The 18,798-nt window shown below is 57.9% G+C and carries 17 protein-coding genes and 3 pseudogenes; 4 read left to right on the top strand and 16 right to left on the bottom strand.

Going from position 1 to position 18,798, the window contains the following annotated elements:
- Positions 1 to 68 precede the first annotated feature (68 nt).
- Together NKI88_RS24215 and NKI88_RS24210 are read left to right on the top strand one after the other, a co-directional pair.
- Positions 69 to 980, top strand: coding sequence for a hypothetical protein (locus tag NKI88_RS24215; protein ID WP_352657760.1), 912 nt, complete (start codon positions 69 to 71; stop codon positions 978 to 980).
- Complete coding sequence (locus tag NKI88_RS24210; RefSeq protein ID WP_352657758.1) at positions 973 to 1,428, top strand: hypothetical protein; 456 nt, start codon at positions 973 to 975, stop codon at positions 1,426 to 1,428. The genes NKI88_RS24215 and NKI88_RS24210 overlap by 8 nt, the downstream gene beginning before the upstream one ends.
- Before the next feature lie 103 nt (positions 1,429 to 1,531).
- Here NKI88_RS24210 and NKI88_RS24205 read toward each other — a convergent pair.
- The 10 genes and pseudogenes from NKI88_RS24205 to NKI88_RS24160 form a co-directional block, all read right to left on the bottom strand.
- Positions 1,532 to 1,993 (bottom strand): annotated as a pseudogene (locus NKI88_RS24205) (CoA transferase subunit A); the annotation flags it as partial.
- Positions 1,994 to 2,318: 325 nt separating this feature from the next.
- On the bottom strand, positions 2,319 to 3,221 hold the full coding sequence (locus tag NKI88_RS24200) for a bifunctional methylenetetrahydrofolate dehydrogenase/methenyltetrahydrofolate cyclohydrolase (RefSeq protein ID WP_352657755.1): 903 nt from the start codon (positions 3,219 to 3,221) through the stop codon (positions 2,319 to 2,321).
- A 3-nt stretch (positions 3,222 to 3,224) separates the two neighbouring features.
- Positions 3,225 to 4,109, bottom strand: coding sequence for a formyltetrahydrofolate deformylase (gene purU, locus NKI88_RS24195; protein ID WP_352657752.1), 885 nt, complete (start codon positions 4,107 to 4,109; stop codon positions 3,225 to 3,227).
- 560 nt (positions 4,110 to 4,669) lie between these two features.
- Positions 4,670 to 6,076, bottom strand: coding sequence for an aminotransferase (locus tag NKI88_RS24190; protein ID WP_352657749.1), 1,407 nt, complete (start codon positions 6,074 to 6,076; stop codon positions 4,670 to 4,672).
- Between the two features lie 160 nt (positions 6,077 to 6,236).
- Positions 6,237 to 6,734 carry an Lrp/AsnC family transcriptional regulator gene (locus NKI88_RS24185; RefSeq protein WP_352657747.1) on the bottom strand — a complete coding sequence of 166 codons (498 nt, stop codon included), beginning with the start codon at positions 6,732 to 6,734 and terminating at the stop codon, positions 6,237 to 6,239.
- Positions 6,735 to 6,937: 203 nt separating this feature from the next.
- Positions 6,938 to 8,482, bottom strand: a complete 1,545-nt coding sequence (locus NKI88_RS24180) for a fumarate hydratase (protein ID WP_352657744.1) — start codon at positions 8,480 to 8,482, stop codon at positions 6,938 to 6,940.
- Between the two features lie 6 nt (positions 8,483 to 8,488).
- Positions 8,489 to 9,916, bottom strand: coding sequence for an NAD-dependent succinate-semialdehyde dehydrogenase (locus tag NKI88_RS24175; protein WP_352657742.1), 1,428 nt, complete (start codon positions 9,914 to 9,916; stop codon positions 8,489 to 8,491).
- 193 nt (positions 9,917 to 10,109) lie between these two features.
- Positions 10,110 to 11,036 (bottom strand): LysR family transcriptional regulator, encoded by a 927-nt coding sequence (locus NKI88_RS24170; protein ID WP_352657826.1) that lies wholly within the window; start codon positions 11,034 to 11,036, stop codon positions 10,110 to 10,112.
- A gap of 211 nt (positions 11,037 to 11,247) precedes the next feature.
- Positions 11,248 to 11,486, bottom strand: a pseudogene (locus NKI88_RS24165) (transposase); the annotation flags it as partial.
- A gap of 931 nt (positions 11,487 to 12,417) precedes the next feature.
- Entirely contained in the window at positions 12,418 to 13,191 is a 774-nt protein-coding gene (locus tag NKI88_RS24160) for a maleate cis-trans isomerase family protein (protein ID WP_352657739.1), read from the bottom strand.
- Between the two features lie 208 nt (positions 13,192 to 13,399).
- Between NKI88_RS24160 and NKI88_RS24155 the strand changes: the two genes are divergently transcribed.
- Together NKI88_RS24155 and NKI88_RS24150 are read left to right on the top strand one after the other, a co-directional pair.
- The gene (locus NKI88_RS24155) at positions 13,400 to 13,690 is read left to right on the top strand and encodes a hypothetical protein (protein WP_352657737.1); all 291 of its coding nucleotides are present in this window, start codon (positions 13,400 to 13,402) and stop codon (positions 13,688 to 13,690) included.
- 191 nt (positions 13,691 to 13,881) lie between these two features.
- Positions 13,882 to 15,068, top strand: a pseudogene (locus NKI88_RS24150) (IS630 family transposase).
- On the opposite strand, the gene NKI88_RS24140 reads toward NKI88_RS24150, so the two are convergent.
- The 6 genes from NKI88_RS24140 to NKI88_RS24115 all read right to left on the bottom strand — a co-directional run bounded on the left by NKI88_RS24140 (position 14,998) and on the right by NKI88_RS24115 (position 18,791).
- Positions 14,998 to 16,220, bottom strand: a protein-coding gene (locus tag NKI88_RS24140; protein WP_502909488.1) for an IS3 family transposase whose coding sequence is annotated in 2 segments (ribosomal slippage) — positions 14,998 to 15,968 and positions 15,968 to 16,220 — 1,224 coding nt in all. Because the reading frame shifts where the segments join, the coding sequence is not laid out codon by codon here. The pseudogene NKI88_RS24150 and the gene NKI88_RS24140 overlap by 71 nt on opposite strands.
- A 126-nt stretch (positions 16,221 to 16,346) precedes the next feature.
- The gene (locus NKI88_RS24135) at positions 16,347 to 16,949 is read right to left on the bottom strand and encodes an FAD-dependent oxidoreductase (protein ID WP_352657820.1); all 603 of its coding nucleotides are present in this window, start codon (positions 16,947 to 16,949) and stop codon (positions 16,347 to 16,349) included.
- A gap of 68 nt (positions 16,950 to 17,017) precedes the next feature.
- The gene (locus NKI88_RS24130) at positions 17,018 to 17,401 is read right to left on the bottom strand and encodes an FAD-dependent oxidoreductase (protein WP_352657734.1); all 384 of its coding nucleotides are present in this window, start codon (positions 17,399 to 17,401) and stop codon (positions 17,018 to 17,020) included.
- Entirely contained in the window at positions 17,398 to 17,640 is a 243-nt protein-coding gene (locus NKI88_RS24125; protein WP_352657732.1) for an FAD-dependent oxidoreductase, read from the bottom strand. Before NKI88_RS24125 ends, NKI88_RS24130 begins: the two co-directional genes overlap by 4 nt.
- A 95-nt stretch (positions 17,641 to 17,735) precedes the next feature.
- On the bottom strand, positions 17,736 to 18,065 hold the full coding sequence (locus NKI88_RS24120) for a RidA family protein (RefSeq protein ID WP_352657730.1): 330 nt from the start codon (positions 18,063 to 18,065) through the stop codon (positions 17,736 to 17,738).
- A 6-nt stretch (positions 18,066 to 18,071) separates the two neighbouring features.
- Positions 18,072 to 18,791 carry a gamma-glutamyl-gamma-aminobutyrate hydrolase family protein gene (locus tag NKI88_RS24115; protein WP_352657728.1) on the bottom strand — a complete coding sequence of 240 codons (720 nt, stop codon included), beginning with the start codon at positions 18,789 to 18,791 and terminating at the stop codon, positions 18,072 to 18,074.
- Positions 18,792 to 18,798 lie beyond the last annotated feature (7 nt).

Below are 18,798 nucleotides of genomic sequence, written 5' to 3'. Positions count from 1 at the left end.
TATACATTGCAGGAGGCAAGAACTATTTACTTTTACTGGTGAAAGTTGCATAAGATATCTTATGGAACTTGCCGGCAGTTCCAGAAGTGTTGCTTTTCCCGCTCAAACCGCCGTTCACGAAATTGTGGATTTCCTCGATAAGAAGCGGTTTTGCGCGTTGCTTTTTTCGCCTGAGATGGAAGTCTCGCGTCGGTCATCACAACGCGGGACAGGATGCCGGTCAACCTGGTTCTCCATCTCTGCCGCCCACGCTCGCCGCCGTGGTCAGCGTCGGTCCGCTTGGCGTCCCTCGGTATTGGGCGACCGTCTGGAGCGACGTGCTGACAACGTCGCTGGAGGCATCGACGCGCCGAAAGCATTTGGCGGCCGTGGATCGGCTTAATCAAGCCGTCCAGCGACAACGTGGTAGTGACTGCCTGGACCGTTTAATCGCCGAGGCAGATGGCGACGCCCTTGAGGACTGCCTTGTCGGCTTTCTCGCGCAGCTCCGCAAGGAAGCGGCCATCGCCGGTGTCGACAAGTCGTCGACCTGGACATCGGCGGTCAGCTTCGTCACCGACATGCTTCGGCATGCCGGAAACTCTTCCGGCGCTCGAGCCGACGAAATAGAAGCCAAGCTCCTGAAGCTCGAAACGCTGTACCGCCAGCTCACGCCGAATCCCAAGAAGCCACCACCGCCTATTCGTGCGCTCCCGCCGTTGGTGATCGAAGACCTCTATGAAATCTTCAGGCCGGATTCGCCGCGCAATCCCTTCAGGACCGACACGCTACGCTGGCGCAATCGCCGCTTCTTCCTGGTCCCATGGACGCCGACGGCCGCCCATGCCCGCATCCGCTATCAGAACATCGTCAAGGCCCTGGCCACCGAACCGGGAATGCAGCCCTTCCCTGACGGCAAGGACCTCTCCCTGCCGCCGGAAAAGAAGTTCGGGAACACGATCATCGACACCATGAACCGCTTGAGAGATCTCGATGACTGACCTGAACGCGCTTCTGGACGAAATGCTGGAGGCGATGATCGCTGACAACGAGACCATCACTGCGAGAGCTGTCGTCCGGCGTAGCGACGGCGTCTTCAAGCATGCGACCGACATCACCCGCAACAAGGACCGCCGAGACAAGTTCGAGACTTACGTCAAGAACCAGGAGGCGATCAGGGCTGCAATCGAGCGCTCCAGCAACAAGTCGCGGGCGGAACTTGAGCGGCTGGTGGCGACAAAGAACGCAGAGATAGGACAGCTTCAGAGCGACAAGGAACTTCTGATCGCGTCCCATCGCGCAATGATCCTGTCGGTCGCCGAGATGGGTGGCTTCTCGACGTGGAAGCGCTTCTTCGAGCGGTACCAGTCGACGATAGACGGACTTGAGAAGATGGGCGGGCTTCCCAAGGCGGATGTCGTGCCCCTCCCCTCCAGGGGAGACGATTAATGGCCCGGGGAACAGGCAATTCGAGGTGGCGCAGGAACACGTTGATGCGCTAATCGACTATATGCAGCGGCACAGAGATCAGCCGCTTCCCCGGTACGGCGTCGATCTGAACAAGAGCATCAATCCCGGTCTCGAGCACATAGGTCTCGCCGTTGAAGGTCTTGTGCTCTTTATACTCGGCGACCAAGGTGCCTACGCCGGTCTTCGTATAAAAGTCTGCGATACCGGCGCCGCCAGCCCGCATGCGCTCGGCCAACGTTCCTTGCGGGTTGAACTCGAGCTCCAGTTCGCCGCTCAGGTACTGGCGCATGAACTCGGCGTTCTCGCCGACATAAGACGAGATCATCTTCTTGATCCGCTTCGTCTTAAGCAGCATGCCGAGCCTGGAATCGTCGACGCCGCAATTGTTCGATGCAATCGTCAGCCCCGTCGTGCCGGCCTCCCGGATCGCGCCGATCAAGAGCTCCGGGATCCCGCAAAGACCAAATCCGCCCGCAGCGATCACCATGCCGTCAAACAACAGACCTTCCAGCGCAGAACCGGCGTCACCAAAAACTTTGCTCATGTAACTCCCCGAGAGGGTGGCCAACACATTCGTCGTTTGCCGCAATTGCCCGACTGATACGGCATGTCGACAAATGTTAGTTGCTGTGGCCCCCGTGGCACGGATCGACTATTTGCCTGACGGGCCTCTGGATCGGATGACCGTCGGCCGGCGAGCAGCAGGGTCATTCCGATGAAGAGAAAACTTAAGTTGACGTCGCTGCATCGACCAACCTGTGCACAGGAATTTCCATGCCTTCATCCATCTGCATAACCCAACCCAAAGATAAGTCCGACTGTCGAAAAGCACTCAAGAGGCTGTCGCCTATTAACATCGAAAGAGCATTTCAGAACGAAGGCGATGAAAGGCCGTTCAAACGGTATGCTGCTGTGATTGTGTTTGCCATCAGCATGGCAATGGTCATCGGCCCTACACCGCCCGGGACCAGCGTGATCGCACCGGCGACGCCAGAGGCTTCCGCATAGGAGACATCGCCCACAAGCCGGGTCGTCTTACCGTCGCCCCGCTCTGGCGCGTCGATCCGGTTGATGCCGACATCGATCACCGTCGCACCTGGCTTGACCCAGTCCGCCTTCACCATCTCTGGCCGGCCCACCGCAGCCACCAAGATATCGGCGCCACGCGCCACGGACGCCAGATCCTTGGTGCGCGAATGCGCCGTCATCACCGTGGCATTGGCATTAAGCAGCAACTGCGCCATCGGCTTGCCGAACAAATTGGAGCGGCCGATAACGACCGCCATCAGGCCCGACAGGTCACCGCCATGGATGGAGCGCACCAGCAGCATGGCGCCGGCTGGGGTGCACGAGATCAGGCCGGTCGCCAGGTCACCGGTAGCAAGCTTGCCGGCATTGACGACATGCAGGCCATCCACATCCTTCTCCGGCCGGATCGACTGGATGATCGCATCCGCATCCAGATGCTTCGGCAGCGGCAGTTGCACGAGGATGCCATGGATGGAAGTATCCTGGTTCAGAGAGGCCACGAGGCCTGCGAGCTCGCCTTGCGTTGTTTGCGCCGGCAACGTGTGCTGAAGGGAGTTGAAGCCGCATTCCTTGGCCATACGGCCCTTAGCGCCGACATAGGAGTGGCTGGCGGGATCGTCACCGACAATCACCACCGCAAGCCCTGCTCTCACACCCTTTGTCCGCTCGAGATCAGAAGCTGCTTGCTGAACCGCATCAATAACGGTTGCCGCTACCTGTTTGCCGTCGATGATATGCGTCATCGCTCAGCCCATGCGCTCAGAAGCGTAGCTTCCCGGGCTTGCCGGAAAGACGACGGTTCGTTCCCCGTTGATGAAAGTGCGGTGGTGTATATGCGCATGTATGGCGCGTGCAAGCACCTGGCTTTCGACGTCGCGGCCCATCGCGACGTAGTCCTCGGCTGACTGCGCATGGGTGACGCGCACCGTATCCTGCTCGATGATCGGGCCTTCGTCGAGATCGGCGGTGACGTAGTGTGCCGTTGCCCCGATCAACTTGACGCCGCGCTCATAGGCCTGCTTGTACGGGTTGGCGCCCTTGAACGAGGGCAGGAACGAGTGGTGGATGTTGATGATGCGGCCCGACATCTTCTTGCACATGGCATCGGAAAGGACCTGCATGTAGCGGGCAAGCACGATCAGTTCGGTACCGGTCTGCTCGACGACGTCGAGGATCTGGACTTCAGCCTGAGGCTTGTTCTCCTTGCTCACCTTGATGTGGTGGAAGGGAATGTCGTGGTTGACCACGACCTTCTGGTATTCGAAATGGTTGGAAACGACTCCAACGATATCGATCGGCAGGGCGCCAATCTTCCAGCGGTAGAGCAGGTCGTTGAGGCAATGGCCGAAGCGCGACACCATCAGCAGCACCTTCATGGGCTTGGTGGGATCGTGGATCTCAGTATCCATCGCGAACTTCTCGGCGATCGGCTTAAGGCCTTTCTCCAGGTCGGCCTGGCTGACACCTTCCTCGGAGATGAAGGAGATGCGCATGAAAAACCTGCCCGTGTCGAGATCGTCGAACTGCGAACTGTCGACAATGTTGCAGCCCTGGCCGGCCAGGAGAGTCGCAATCGCAGCAACGATACCGCGTGTCGATTTGCATGAAACGGTGAGTACGTAGTGCGTCATTTAAGCTCACTTTCCTGAAATACCGGACATACCTTTTGACTGAGCCATCTCCTCGTAGGCAATCGAACCCCTTCCCTACTCATGCTAGTTGTATTTGAAACCCATAGTCGCACCCGTTAGCCTCCCGCGATCCCGACCCTCTCGGACGAGTTGATCTCAAGAGTGGCTCCGGCAGCTGGAAAACCTGCCCTTCCCCAGCCGGAAGATGCCGAGACGGCGATCTGGAGTCAGCGACCCAATGCCGAGGCCGCTCATCTCGATGCGCCACCGAACCCAATCCAGCATCTACAGGGACGGCACTATAGGTACACGGCGGGAGTTCATGATGCTTTCGCAGAACCTGCAGAATGCGGTGACACATCCAACATTCCAGAAAAGGGTGCCCTGCCGATCGGGAGGTAAACCGGCAGGGCGCGCCGCGCAGAGCTTGGTCAATGGGAGGACCGGACGCAGCGGCAAAATGGCGGAGCAAGGCATTCAAGGGTTTTATCGCCAAGCACTTGATCCAGCAGCTGTGCATCAAGGTTGCCTCTTACCCACTCATCAATGTGCGGCCAGGATCATATCGCGCCCTCGGCCTTCAGCGTACGGTAAGTCGTATCGACCGATTTCGCGGTCGCGTCGACGATGATGTCGATTTCGTCCCGGGTGATGATCAGTGGTGGGGCAAAGCCGAGGATATCGCCATGCGGCATGGCTCGGCCGATGACACCGTTCTCAAGCAAAGCAGCGGCGGCACGCACGCCAACCTGCAGCTCGGGCTCAAAAGGTATGCGCGCTTTGGGATCCCGCATCATCTCTACACCAGACAGGATTCCAACGCCGCGAACTTCGCCGACAATGGGATGTCCCTCCAGTTCGGCTTTCATGCGGGAAAGCCAATAGGGCCCGACATCCTGGACATGTTCCAGGATGTTTCTTTCCTTAAGGACTTTGATGTTGGCGAGTGCGGCCGCCGCGCAAAGCGTATGACCGGAATATGTCCAGCCATGGCCCAGAGCTCCGTGCTTCTCCGTTCCTTCTTCCAGGACCTTCCAGACGCGGTCGCCGATAATTGACCCGGAGATGGGGAGGTAAGCGGAACTGACGCCCTTGGCGATGGTGACGAAATCCGGGCGCATGCCATAGAGGTGAGAACCGAACTTCTGACCGGTTCGCGCGAAACCGCAAACCACTTCATCTGCGATCAGCAGGATATCGTACTTATCCAGCACCTCTTGAATGGCCGTCCAGTAGCCTTTCGGGGGCGGAACGATGCCGCCGGTCCCAAGTGCGGGTTCTCCGATAAAGGCTGCAACCGTATCTGGGCCCTCAGCAAGAATAAGGGCTTCAAGTTCGTCGGCGCAGCGTTTGGAGAAGGCTTCCTCAGTTTCGCCCTCATGCGCCTGGCGATAGTAATGTGGCGTCGTTGTATGGCGCACCAGGTTCAAAGGCAGGTCGAAAAATTTGTGGAAGAACGGAAGGCCTGTCAGGCTACCGGTGACCAGCCCTGAACCGTGATAACCGCGGTGTCGCGAGATGATCTTCTTCTTTTCAGGACGGCCGAGGATGTTGTTGTAGTACCAAACCAGCTTGATATTGGTTTCGTTGGCGTCTGAGCCCGAAAGGCCGAAATAGACCCTTTGCATATTCTGCCCAAAATATTCAACCACGGCCTCCGCCAAACGGGCAACGGGCTCCGTGCCTTGGCTGGCATAGACATGGGCGAACGGCAGGTCATGCGCTTGCTTGGCAATGGCGTCAGCGATCTCAGTGCATCCATATCCCATATTGACGCAGTAGAGCCCGCCGAAGCCGTCGAGACTTTTCCGACCCTCCGTATCCCAGATGTAGACGCCTTCTGCACCGGCCATGATCCGATTTGGCGTCTCGCCGCGACTGTGCTTTGCCAAGTGCGTAGAAGGATGAAATACGAAATTCCGGTCCTTCTCTTGAACTTGCGCTGTTCCCAGATTGGTCAGGCTCATCGCCCCTCTCCTCTTCATCGTTCAGCGGACACTCGGTCGCCGCCCTTAAGCCGTGAATATACCGGAGTACACATCTCACATTTCGTTGAAATGCGCGTCCGCGGCCGAGGAATCCACGGAACTGGCGCCAATCTCGGCGGAAAACACGGACTCCGGAAACTCACCGCTCTCTGAGTGCGGACAAGGGTACCGGCGAATTGGATTTTACGGATTTCGTCACGACGAGGCTATAATATTGGTCGATCCCGAGGCCTACCTGCAGTAATCCCTCCATAAATTCCTGATAAGCAGCCATAGAGGGAGCTGCGACGCGCATTAGGTAATCCACCCGGCCCCCGATCGCCCAACAATCCAAGATCTCGGGGATGCCTAGAATCGCGGTTTCAAAGTGTCGTTGGTCCTCGATGCGGTGACGATCCAGCACCACCTCTACCATTACGAAAATCACGCCCCCGGTGAGGGTCGGACTGAGCCGCGCGTAATAGCCTTCAATAGCTCCTGCTGCTTCGAGTATACGAAGCCGCTCCGAGCAAGCCGAAGCCGAGAGATGAACGCGCTTGGCAAGCTCGCTTTTCGATATCCGACCGTCTGCTTGCAGCTCGGACAGAATCCGAAGGTCCCAAGCATCCAGGCGTACGGTGTTGAGTTTCGACTTCATGGCCTGCCGTCGCTGAATCACGGCCTTACGTTTAGGCTGCTTTTGGGTCCGCGCCAATTGCATCTATGGTGCCGAGCGCCAACTAAACGTTGCGTTCGTCGCCGGTGGCTGGGGCGTGGGCTCATTCGCAGCTTGCCCCAACCAAGCGCATGGCTTCTCGGAGCCTATGACAGGCGAGGCAGGGCAATTGTTTGACGGGAATATCAAACGCCGATGTTGCGCGCGATGCTGTCGGCAGCCATGAGCTTGCGCCATTCAATCGGCCCGGAATTGTGAATCGAGTTTCCCTCGACGTCGACAGCCATGATCACCGGCATGTCCTGGACCTCGAATTCATACATCGCTTCCATGCCCAGGTCTTCAAAGGCAACGAGCCGCGCGGCCTTGATCGATTTTGATATCAGGTAGGCAGCGCCACCCACTGCGACCAGATAGGGTGTCTTGTGTCTGGCAATCGATGCAACAGCCGCTGGCCCCCTCTCCGCCTTGCCCACCATCGCAAAAAGCCCGGTTCGCGCGAGCAGTTTCTCCGTAAAATCGTCCATGCGGCTTGAGGTTGTCGGGCCAGCCGGCCCGACGACCTCATCCCTTACCGCGCGGACAGGTCCGACATAGTAGATCACGCGTCCCCGCAGATCGACCGGGAGCGGCTTACCGGCATCGATAAGGTCGACCATTCGCTTATGGGCGGCATCGCGGCCGGTCAGCATCTTTCCCGATAGAAGAAGAGTTTCCCCGCGGCGCCATGATGCTGTCTCTTCCCTCGTCAGCTCATCCAGGTTGACCCGACGCACGCCGGTTGTCTGCAAGTCCTCGGGACCGATCTGGGGCCATTGGGAAAGGTCGGGTGGTTGGAGTTGCGCTGGTCCTTTACCATCCAATGTGAACGTCAGGTGGCGGTTGGCGGCGCATTGGGGGATCAGTGCCACGGGCTTGGACGCCACGTGGGTTGGATAGGTCGCGACCTTGACGTCAACGACTGTCGTCAGGCCCCCAAGGCCTTGGGCACCGATGCCCAGCCCATTAATTCGCTCATAGAGCTCAATCCGCAGTTCCTCCTCCGCGTTGGCAGGTCCCCTGGAAAGCAGTTCCGACATGTCGATAGGCTCGTTCATGGCCTCCTTGGCGAGCAGCATCGCCTTTTCGGCGCTACCACCGATGCCCACCGAGATCAGGCCGGGCGGGCACCATCCGCTGCCGAGGGTCGAAACGGTGTCGACCACCCAGTCGGCAACGGACGCGCTGGGGTTAAGGGTGGTGAAACGGGCCTTGTTTTCCGACCCGCCGCCTTTTGCGGCGATGGTAATCTCAATCTGGTTGCCTTGCACAAGGTCGACGTGGACGACTGCTGGCGTGTTGTCGCGGGTGTTCAATCGGCGGCCAAGCGGATCCGAGACGATCGATGGTCGAAGGGGATTGTCGGGGTCGAGATATGCCCGACGGACGCCTTCATTCACGAGGTCTGCGAAACTGGCCGCAGACTGAATACGAACACCCATGCCGATCTTGGCGAAAACCACCACGAGACCGGTGTCCTGGCAAATCGGCCGCCGCCCAAATGCCGCCATACGAGAGTTCAGCAGTATCTGCCCTATGGCGTTCTTTGCCGATGGGCTCTGCTCGCGCGCGTATGCCTGCGAAAGGTACCGGATATAGTCTGGAGGATGGTAATACGAGATGTACTGAAGCGCGTCGGCAACGCTCCTTGCGATGTCTTCACCGGCAATGGTGCGTGTCCTTTTATTCACCAGCTCTTACCCGAATGACCCGAGCCCATTGACCAGTTTCAGGCTTTGGAAACTCCGCAGGCCCTGCTCGCCACCTTCATACCCATAGCCGCTCTGCTTGACGCCTCCATACGGCGCATCCACGGACACCCCCTTTAGGTAATTTACACTGACAGCTCCAGCCGAAACACTGCTGATCAGCGTCCGTTTCGCATCGAGGGCGCCAGTGAAGAAGTAGGCGGCCAAACCATACTCGGTAGCATTGGCTTCTTCGATCGCCTCCTCGATCGTGTCGAACGGCGCCACGGTCAGGATCGGCCCGAACGGCTCGTCATGAAGCACTTTCGCATCCTTTGGCACCCCGGTCAGGATGGTTGGCGGCCAGTAAAAGCCCGGCTGGTCGAGGCGGCTGCCACCAGTCTCTACGCGGGCGCCGCGATCCACCGCATCCTTGACCAGAAGCTGCATGGCCTCGATCCGCCGCGCGTTTGCCATCGGTCCCATCTCCGTCGTTGGGTCGTCGGGTGGGCCGATCTTGATTTTGCGGGCGACTTCGGTCAGCAGGGATAGAAACTCCTCATAGAGTGGTCGGGCGACGAGGATTCTGCTGGGTGCGTTGCAGCTCTGGCCCGCGCACTCGAACTTGTATTCCGAAATTGCCGGAACGGCTTTTGCGAGATCCGCATCCCCGCATACAACGACCGGGGAGTGTCCACCGAGTTCAAGGATGCACCGCTGCAAGTTATTTGCCGCGAGCTTGGCAAGATGTTTTCCAACAGCGGTAGAGCCCGTGAAGGTCAAGACTTTCACGATCGGCGAACTTAGCAGATGTTCAGAAATTTGCGCCGGCACGCCGAAGACGAGATTGACCACGCCGTCCGGGATGCCCGCCTGGCGCAACGCTTCGACAATGTGGATGGCCGCACTCGGTGTCTCTTCAGCCCCTTTGAGGATCACAGGACAGCCTGCCGCCAGCGCAGGGGCAAGCTTGCGGGCGATAAGAACTGCGGGATAGTTCCACGGCGTGAAGGCAGCGACAACACCGAGCGGTTCAGGGACAATCATTCGGTTCGGGCCATGTGGAATTGGGGCCGACAATTCTTCTGCGCGTGTGCCGTACCACTCCAGCGTTTCGACTGCGCGCGCGTACTCGCCTGTTGCTTCGGCAATCGTCTTACCCTGTTCTCTCGATAAATCCTTCGCCGCATCTCCGACCTTTGTGGCCAGGATTTTAGCGGCCAATACAAGGATTTCGCCGCGCTCCTTTGGAGGTCGTGAGGACCAGGCCCGGCGGCTTCGCTCTGCAGAAGCAAGGGCCTCGTCCAGATCCAAAGCGGACGCCGCGGCCACCGAGCCAACTACCTGCTCTGTCGCCGGGTTGGTCACCGTCAAGGTTCCACTACCGGCTCGCCAACGGCCATTGATGAAAAGCTGATAGGTCGTAGCGTTGGACATCGCATGCTCCGCTCTAGTGAATTTCGCCAGGGTACCAGAAGGGCCGATATCCGAACCGTGTCTCGCTCCTTTCATCGTGATAGTCGCATGCGGTCAAATATCGAATGTCGCCCAAAACCATCTCGAATCCAGATGATAATGCTCAAGCAGCCGAAACAACGGCCGCACTAGAAGAACTTGGATGGGGATGTGCCTAAACCGGGTCCGGAATCGTGGCCGACCAGTGCTTGCCCTCGATCAAAGCCTTTACGACCTTGGGAATCAGCTTGCGGACCGCAGAAACGGCTGGAGAGCGCTCATCTTTCGGGTTGACGGCAAGCACAACGGAACGGGTGATCACTGGATCAATGATTTTAACCGTCCGGACTTGGCCTTGAGACGCCTCTTTCTGAATGGCTGACGGGGTGAGAATAGAATACGCCTTTCCTTCCATGACCATATTGATGATCGTAGAAAGGGAGTCGACTTCGAATCTTACGTCGAGCACACAACCGTGTTGCGCAACGGCATCAGCCACCGAACGCCTGACATTGTTATTGCGCATCGGAACGGCCAGCGGAAACGCATGCAGGTCGGCGAGCGGTATCGAATCTCCAAAAGGCGGTCCACCCGGAGGCACCACCAGGCAAAACTCTTCGCGGGCCAGTATCGTCATTTGCCCCACGCTCTCCGTGGTGCGGTACAGGACTGCCAGATTGAAGCGGCCAGCACCCATCCACTCCTCCAGCGGTCCAGTCATCCCCTCAATCATCTTAAGTGAGATCCTCGGCAATTCGCTTCTCATCGATTCAAGCAGGGGACCGCTAAGGACGCGAGCGGCTCCGGACGGAATGCCGATGGTCACCTCTCCGGAAGGAGCAGCCACCGAGTTTGTCAGTTCCGCCTCAGTGAGCTGAACCTCCTTCAGGATGATCCGCGCGCGCTCAAGCAGCTTCTCTCCCGACGCCGTGACGCTGACACCGGTCCTATCGCGTACCAGCAGCTGGGTGCCAAATCCTGCCTCCAGTTGACGCACATGCAGGCTTAGAGCGCTTTGAGCAACGTTGAGGGTCGAAGCTGCCTTGGTGAAACTGCCGGCTTCGACAACGCCGACAAAGTATTTTAACTGCCTGATGTCCACGATGAACAAATCCAAATCGGGGCATAATCCCCAGTGCCTTCTTATCTATCTCGAAAAGAGATGGCAAGCAATATTCGGGCCATGTCTCGGAAACCAGCGCCTGTCCGGCTGCTGATTGAAGGCAGGTCATGTGTGGATGCCCCGTGCATCAGGTTCGTTTGATGTCCCCGAAATATGCCCTTACGTGGAGTTATGGCTAGAGCACGTCCGTTTAATCTGGGTCATATCCTGCGGCCTTGAAGTAATTTGCGCATTCGTCCGGTGTGAACTTGTCGAGGATGTTACCTACGGCGTCCCACAGAGCCTTCCGCTCGGCCTTGGCACGCATGAGCGCCTTGAGCTTTGAGAAGGCGTTTTCTATCGGATTGAAGTCAAACTGTAGGGCGGCAGGTAAAGCAGGCTCGCCTCGATCGCGTCTCTCACGCCTGCCTCCTTGTGGGCAGGCAGATTGATGGCTTGTCTAATCGCCGCTGGGACGTCAAGCATGTAATTGCGTCAAGACGACGCTGCCGGGTGCATGGTTGTCTTCGCGGTCGACATCAATCGCCTCATGATGGAGCTCCGCGGATGCGCCTTCAATGTGGACGACGCACTTTGCTGAGACAGGGGTGCAACCCATCAGCGGAATCGCGTGCGTGCTGGACAAGATGCTAAAAGAAGTAACAGGTGTGGCTGGAAAAGCACGGCTATACCTCGGATTATCACAATCAGCCGAAAGGCCGGCCGATGAGCGAGGCAATGGCACGGGCCAATTGGCCGCTCAACAATCCGAGCTTCGTCGAGCACGTCTTCGCGCGGCTGAAGTCTCGCATGGGCCTGTTCGTTCGGACCCATCGGTATTGCGCGGGCCAGGACGAAGATCGGCATGGCCAATCGTGCCTATAATCTCACCCGCTACGTCTGGCAGGATAGGCGAACTGCGTCGGCATGACGACGAAATCGGCCGCCCACCGGCCGAATTGACCGGCTCGCACGGCGGTAAATTGCCCCTCCGAAGCCGCACTCATCAAGCAGCCCGGTCATCACCAGAGACGCGCGGTCTGAAAATGAAGCTTGTCGTGCTCACCGCGTAGCGCCGCATTGCCGATCATCTTGTTGATAGCGTGCCCACGCCGTCCCGAATTTGGACAAGCCCTTCGACGTCCAGCCTTTGTAGTGTTTCGACCGGACAGCCCGTGTGGCTTCAGCAGGGCAATTTTGCTTATGGCGCCCAGTCCGGCTAGCCACGTAACACCGCATAGCGCTACTCGGTGGGGCCGCCAAATCTCCAGGATGCGCAGGGCTGCCGAAATTCCGCAGCGAGTTCAGACTCGACCCGTAGCTCGTCAGGGGATACCGCGGCCGGCCTATGCAATGGCGCGGCGTCTGAACCTTTCGAGCATCAGTGGTCCCGAAATAGACGCCCATACTTGTCATTTTTGTCGCACACTCCGGCCAGACGCAGGCAATCCCACATCATCGCCTGGTTGCTGACGATAACCGGTTTCCCCACCTCGGCTTCGAGTGCAGGGATGATATCCACCGATCGCAACGCGCCGCAGCTGATGAAGATCGCATCAGTACCCGGTCGGTCGACGCTGCGGGCGAAGTCAAAAAGATAGTCGGGCGTCACCCGGACCATGTCAGCGTCGTTCTCGATGCCGAGTCCCTCGATGTTGACGACCTCGAAGCCGCGCTGCTGCATGTATGTCCGCTCGATCTCGTTGATGTCGTCGACATACGGGGTGGCGACCGCGATCTTGCGCGCGTCCACGGCCTTCAGTGCGCGAATGACAGCGGAGATGATGGATGTAGGCTTTGCTCCGCGCGCGCCCCGGACGAGTTCGCTGAACACTTTGTCCTCGCCGATAACCACGCTCCCTGACGTGCAGGCGTAGCAGACGACGTCGAGATTCTCCTCAGGGACGATCAAAGCAGCGGCATCGCCGATGTCTACCGCCATTGCAGCGAGCGTGCTCACGTCCACCCGGTTTGCCATCGGCGCGCGCTGGAAGTGCACCCCGACACCCTCAGGCGCCATGCGGCCCATGTCCCCCTCTACGGTCTGCTCCATCGCTAGGAGCACGAAACCGAGCTTGGCCCGGGTATGTCTGCCAGCGTCGAATCGAATATCGGCTCGCCGGAATTTTCCCAATGGGATCGCAGTACGTCGCATGGGTCCTCCCAGTCTGCACCAGAACTACACAGCCTAAAGCGCGAGGGCAAGGTTCACGCGGATGAAAACGAAAACTTCGTTCACTGTCGCCAAAAATGAAGTGTGTCCGATGCGAGGCCCTCAATGCTGCAACAGGTAAGAAGAACATGGAACGGGCAACGGACGAGCTAAAACAAGCTTTCAAAGCGCCTGGATTCAAGGCCCCAGTTTGATTGACCCGGGTACGATTGCCTATTCGCCGGGACTGGAACTATATTGGATCGACTTAGGTCGCCCGACCCTGCTCGCCATCCGCGTTGACCGGGAGCCGTCGATCATCGCTGATGAGGCCCGAGATGTGGGCGAAGATGATCCGGGTGAAGGACATCCGCCGAGCGGCGGGGTTGGCGAAGGCTCGCATACATGCTCACGGTTCGACCGAGTGGTAGCGGTCGAGCGGCGCTCCATTATGGCGCTGGTGTTGATTGGTCTGCCGCCGATGATCGCGCCGGCACCCTGACATCGAGATCACATAACTGAACAACTCGCCAGACCGTTCGTCCTCGCCGAGCATGCCTCGTTCTCCGAATCTCTCTGGAAAGACCGAACCACGCTCACAGCCTCGCAGCGAGCCACTTTTTCAAGCAGCCTGTTGGAGAATCGGACCGAGACAAAAGGGTCCGATTTTGGATTCTAATGCGACTATGGTGCATGCGCAAAGGTATTACATTCGAGATTTCCGCGGCTGACCGAGTTCGTTCTCAACGCAATCGTTTCGGCTGGCAGTTCGCCTCAAGAGCATGTGTGATGGGCGAAGATCAACTTGATGAGCGGCGAGGGTCTGGGAACCGTCGCGATCATGGAGCGACGGCCAAGTCGAAGACCTGCGGCTGGCGTTGGCAGGAACGCTTCATGGCGGAAGGAGTAGACGGTCTTCTGCGCGACAAGAGCCGGCCGCCCGGCACTGCGCCGCTTGAGGTAGACCTTGTCGACCGGGTGGTCGCTCTGACTCTGGAAACGCACAGGCAGGAGGCCACGCACTGGACCGTTCGTGCGATGGCAACGGCCATTGGGGTCGCGGCGTCTTCGGTCGTAAAGATCTGGCAAGAGCATGGCCTTGCGCCGCCCCGCTGGCGCAGCTTCAAACTGTCGAATGACAAGGCTTTTGCCGAGAAACTGCACGACGTTGTCGGGCTCTATGTGTCGCCCCCGACTCATGCCATTGTCCTTTCCGTCGATGAAAAGAGCCAGATTCAGGCGCTCGACCAGACGCAGCCAGGACTTCATTTGAAGACGGGCCGCAGCGGCACGATGACCCATGATTACAAACGCCATGCACCACGATACTCTTCGCTGCCCTGAATGTTCTCCACGGCTCCCTCATTGGCCGCGCATGCAGCGTTACCGGCAATCAGGAGTTCATCCGCTTCCTCAACGCAGTCGAGGCTCAGTTGCCCAAGGATAAGACGATTCACGTCATCCTGGAACTATGCGACGCACAAACAGCCGAAGGTCCGGGCTTGGTTGGCGCGGCCACCCACACCGGACATTCAACTTGTTCCGACATCGTGTTCCTGGTTGAACTCGGTCGAGGGCTGCGATGCTGCTTTCCGCCTGCCAGTGGCCGCGACCGGGAGGATCAGGTCAACATCGTCCGGATAGACGTTTTAGCGTCGCGATAGTCCCACAGGCGACAGCAGACCGCGCGGGCTTCTTCGCAAAGCTCACACGGCGACGACTGACAAAATGGTGTCTTTCATTCCCTCGTTGATCTTCAGGCAGCCATCAATAGCTTTATCAAAGAGCACAACGAACAACCACAGCCGTTCATTTGGTTGAATCACGCAAACTCTCTCTTGGGAATTCCAAAAACTCGCCCGCCGCTAAAGACCTGCTGACCTGGGACCCTTGTTCCCTCCAGTTCAATGGAGAGTCCGGAGTTTCATTTCTGGCCTCATGCGGCCTGTTTTCCAGAGCCATTTTGATGGCGAATTCGATGGGCGTGATGTTGCCCAGGGCTGAGTGTGGTCTGTTCTGGTTGTAGTCCTCCTTCCATAGATCGATTGCTGCCCGTGCTTGCGTGAGAGTGGAGAACAACGTTTCGTTCAAGCATTCGTCGCGAAATCGGCCGTTGAAACTCTCCACGAATCCGTTTTGCATCGGCTTGCCGGGCGCGATGTAGTGCCATTCGACGCCGCCTTCCTGGCACCATTTGAGGATCGCCATCGACGTTAGCTCGGTGCCATTGTCCGAGACGATCGTGCGAGGCCTGCCGCGGCGGGCGAGGATGGCATCCAGCTCCCGAGCGACGCGGGCGCCCGACAGCGATGTATCCGCGACCAGCGCCAGGCACTCGCGCGTGAAGTCGTCGACGACGGCCAGAACCCGGAACCGGCGTCCGTCCGTGAAGGCATCGCTTACGAAGTCCAGGCTCCAGCGCTCATTCGTCCGACCCGGCGCGATCATCGGCCGTCTTGTTCCCAAGGCCCGTTTGCGGCCGCCACGTTTGCGGACCTGGAGCTTCTCTAGGTAAAGCCGCCGCAGTTTCTTCTGGTTCATCACGATCCCTTGCCGTTCAAGCATGATGTGGATGCGCCGGTAGCCAAAGCGGCGGCGCTCGGCAGCCACCGTCTTCATCGCGGCTCGAACGGCGGCATCGTCCGACCGGATGCTTGTGTAGCGAACGCTTGAGCGGTCGACGAAAAGAGCCTTGCACGCCCGACGCTGGCTCACCCCATGCCGATCGCAGGCGTGGGCCACAGCGCATCGCTTGGCATCGGGCGTCACCATTTTTTTGCGGCGACATCCTTCTGGATGGCATTGTCCAGCATCTGCTCGGCCAGCAGCTTCTTCAGCTTGGCGTTCTCCTCTTCCAAAGCCTTCAGCTTGCGCGCATCGGAAACGTCCATGCCACCGAACTTGGCCTTGTATTTGTAGAAGGTCGCTTCCGAGATCCCATGCTTGCGGCAGACATCGGCGGTCTTCATGCCCGCCTCCTGCTCCTTCAAAATCGCGATGACTTGTTCTTCCGTGAACCGTGAACGCTTTATTCGTCCGTCTCCTTGAGTGGGACAGACTCTACCAAAAACTGGAGGAGCTTCAGGGTCTCAGGTCACACTAAATGCCGCGCATCGCCTAATCGACGGTCCGAGCGATTTCGCTACTGCACCTATTGCCTATCGGCAATCTAATAGCTGAATACGGACGGGATGATGACCAAAAAAGCACAAAAAAATGAAACGCTGATCACCGAGGCAAATCGGAAGCGTTCGCAATATCGGCTGCCATTTCTGTGCCGTTGCCATTGAAAGGGTCCAGCCTAGCGATCCGTGTCCACAGTTCAAGAAGAGCCCATCGACCTTTGAGCGCCCAACAATCGGTTGGCTATTGGGTGTCACAGGCCTCCATCCAGTCCAAGCGTTGACCTCGCCGTCATAATCACCTGCCTTCGGAAAAATTCCCCGTGCCGTTTTGAATAAGGTTTCAAACCGTTCAGACTTGAATACGCCTTCGCCGGGCGCGATATCTGCTAACCCCGCGATCCGAAGCCGATCCCCAATCCGGCAAAAGACAGTTTTCCGCGAGGTATCCGTAATGCTTGCGGATGGCGTAAAGTCCGTGGCTGGTACAGTCATTGAGTAACCCTGCACCGGCCATATTGGCAGGTGTATACCGACTGACTTCGCAACATGACCGGTCCAGATGCCGAGAGAAAGGTCGGCACTATCACAAGGTAGCTCACCTTTGTCCGTCACGACCGAATACAGTCGTCTTGCCACGGTCTTCAGGGAATTGATGCGTATGTTAAATATGAAGCGGACGCCAAAATCTGCTTCGAGCAATGACTTCAAACCCTGATACAAAACAGACGCGAATCTCCAGATTCGTCATGGGGTGACCACAGCGCGCCGACAAAAGAATGGCCGTAGTGTGCTAGTGCTGGCTCCTGTTCGATCGCCTCCGCGCTTGTCAGTATAGTCTGCTCCGCACCATAAAGGTTTTTTAGGTCGCTTAGTGCTTGCGCTTTCTCGAAGCTTGCGCAGCTCGAATAAAGGTTCAGTTTGCCCGTATGGCGGTAGTCAAATGCCACTTTGTCGGAGACATTGGTGAATTCTCTTCGGCTTTCCATCGCCAGCTTCAGAACTTCGACAGTATTGCGTTCGAAGCGTTTTTGCGAGGAGTTCGCAAGAAATCTCAGTCCCCATTCCAGAAAACGGGGTGAGAACGTCATGTTGATTCGGAATGCTGGATCGCACCCAAGCAGATACTTTGGGAGATTCGCGACCATAGAAGGCGATGCCTAGCATCGGTATAGGAATAGCTGAGCTGAGAACCATTTCCGAAACTCGCACCGCCTTCCGCCGGCGATGAACCAGCGTCTATGACGGTGACGGCAAATCCGTTACGCGCAAGAGCATATGCGGACGTCATGCCGACGACGCCCGCTTCTAAAATGAGAATCTCGCGCATCGTTCCTCGCGCAAGCGCGCAACCAGCTCAATCTCCACAGGCACACCGCGAGGAAGCGAAGCTACGCCAGTAGCGAACCGCGCTGGCTGCCACGTTCACCAAACACGGAAATCGGGGACGCAGTTCACGAAGCCGGGAAGCTTAACGATATCTGCAACTTTGGAGAGATCGCCTTCTGTCGCGAGCGAAAGTTGGCTGATGACATTAAGTGCAGCAAGCTTAGCAGCCTCGTATGCACTTTCGTTGGAAACCGCCTCGCCGACTTTCCCGACATATTTTACCGGTCCATCTTCGAGCGGCAGCTGGCTGGAGACAAAGATTTGATCACTATCTATCTTGAAGCCGAGCAGATTTCCCGCAGGGATTACAATGCATGGCAATAAAAGGTCAAGCGCTTCGAGGCGCTGTTCAGGCGTCTGTGTCATGATTATCTACCGAATTCTCGAAGAGTATTCTCTGGCAGCCCCGAGAAACCCGCTCCAAAAGGCATCGTCGATCTGGCTCGCGCAGTATTCCAGGTGCCACTGAACTCCGACGGCAAAACCGCCGTCATTCGCCTCTATTGCTTCAATCACGCTGTCTGAAGCGACCGCCAGTACGTCATATGCATCCGACGAAAGCACGGATTGGTGGTGCACGCTGTTGACGGCGTACGCAGTTCCGGCCGCTAACTGCAGATGTCTGGATTGTGACACGACCTCAACCTGGTGCTGCGTAATTGTCGCCGAATGCGTCGGCTTGTGCTCAAGCGCGCCTCTGACCTCGCTTGGAATGTCCTGCACTAGCTCGCCACCGAGGCACACAGCAAGCAATTGCATACCATTGCATATTCCAAGGATCGGCATGCCTCGTCTGCGAGCACCCTCAATAAGAGCTTTCTCGAACGCAGTCCGCTCCGGCTTCACGACATACTGCATTCGCGCAGCCTGCCGATACAATTGCGGATCGATATCGAACATGCCGCCGGTCACCAGAAGGCCGTCAATTGTGTTGAGATAGGCGTCGGTGTCGGCGCCGAATGGCAGTATGATGGGAAGTCCTCTGGCCTGCAGGACGGCGTCGGCGTAGTTCCGCCGGACGACATATTCAGTCTCAGGGGCCTGGATATCGTTGATGTCAGGCGTGATGCCGATGAGTGTTTTGCGTGGCATAGTATCC

The organism is Mesorhizobium sp. M0317, assembly GCF_040321555.1.
Lineage (GTDB): Bacteria > Pseudomonadota > Alphaproteobacteria > Rhizobiales > Rhizobiaceae > Mesorhizobium.
The sequence above is the reverse complement of the archived record's forward strand: the minus strand, read 5'-3'. Positions and strand labels throughout refer to the sequence as shown.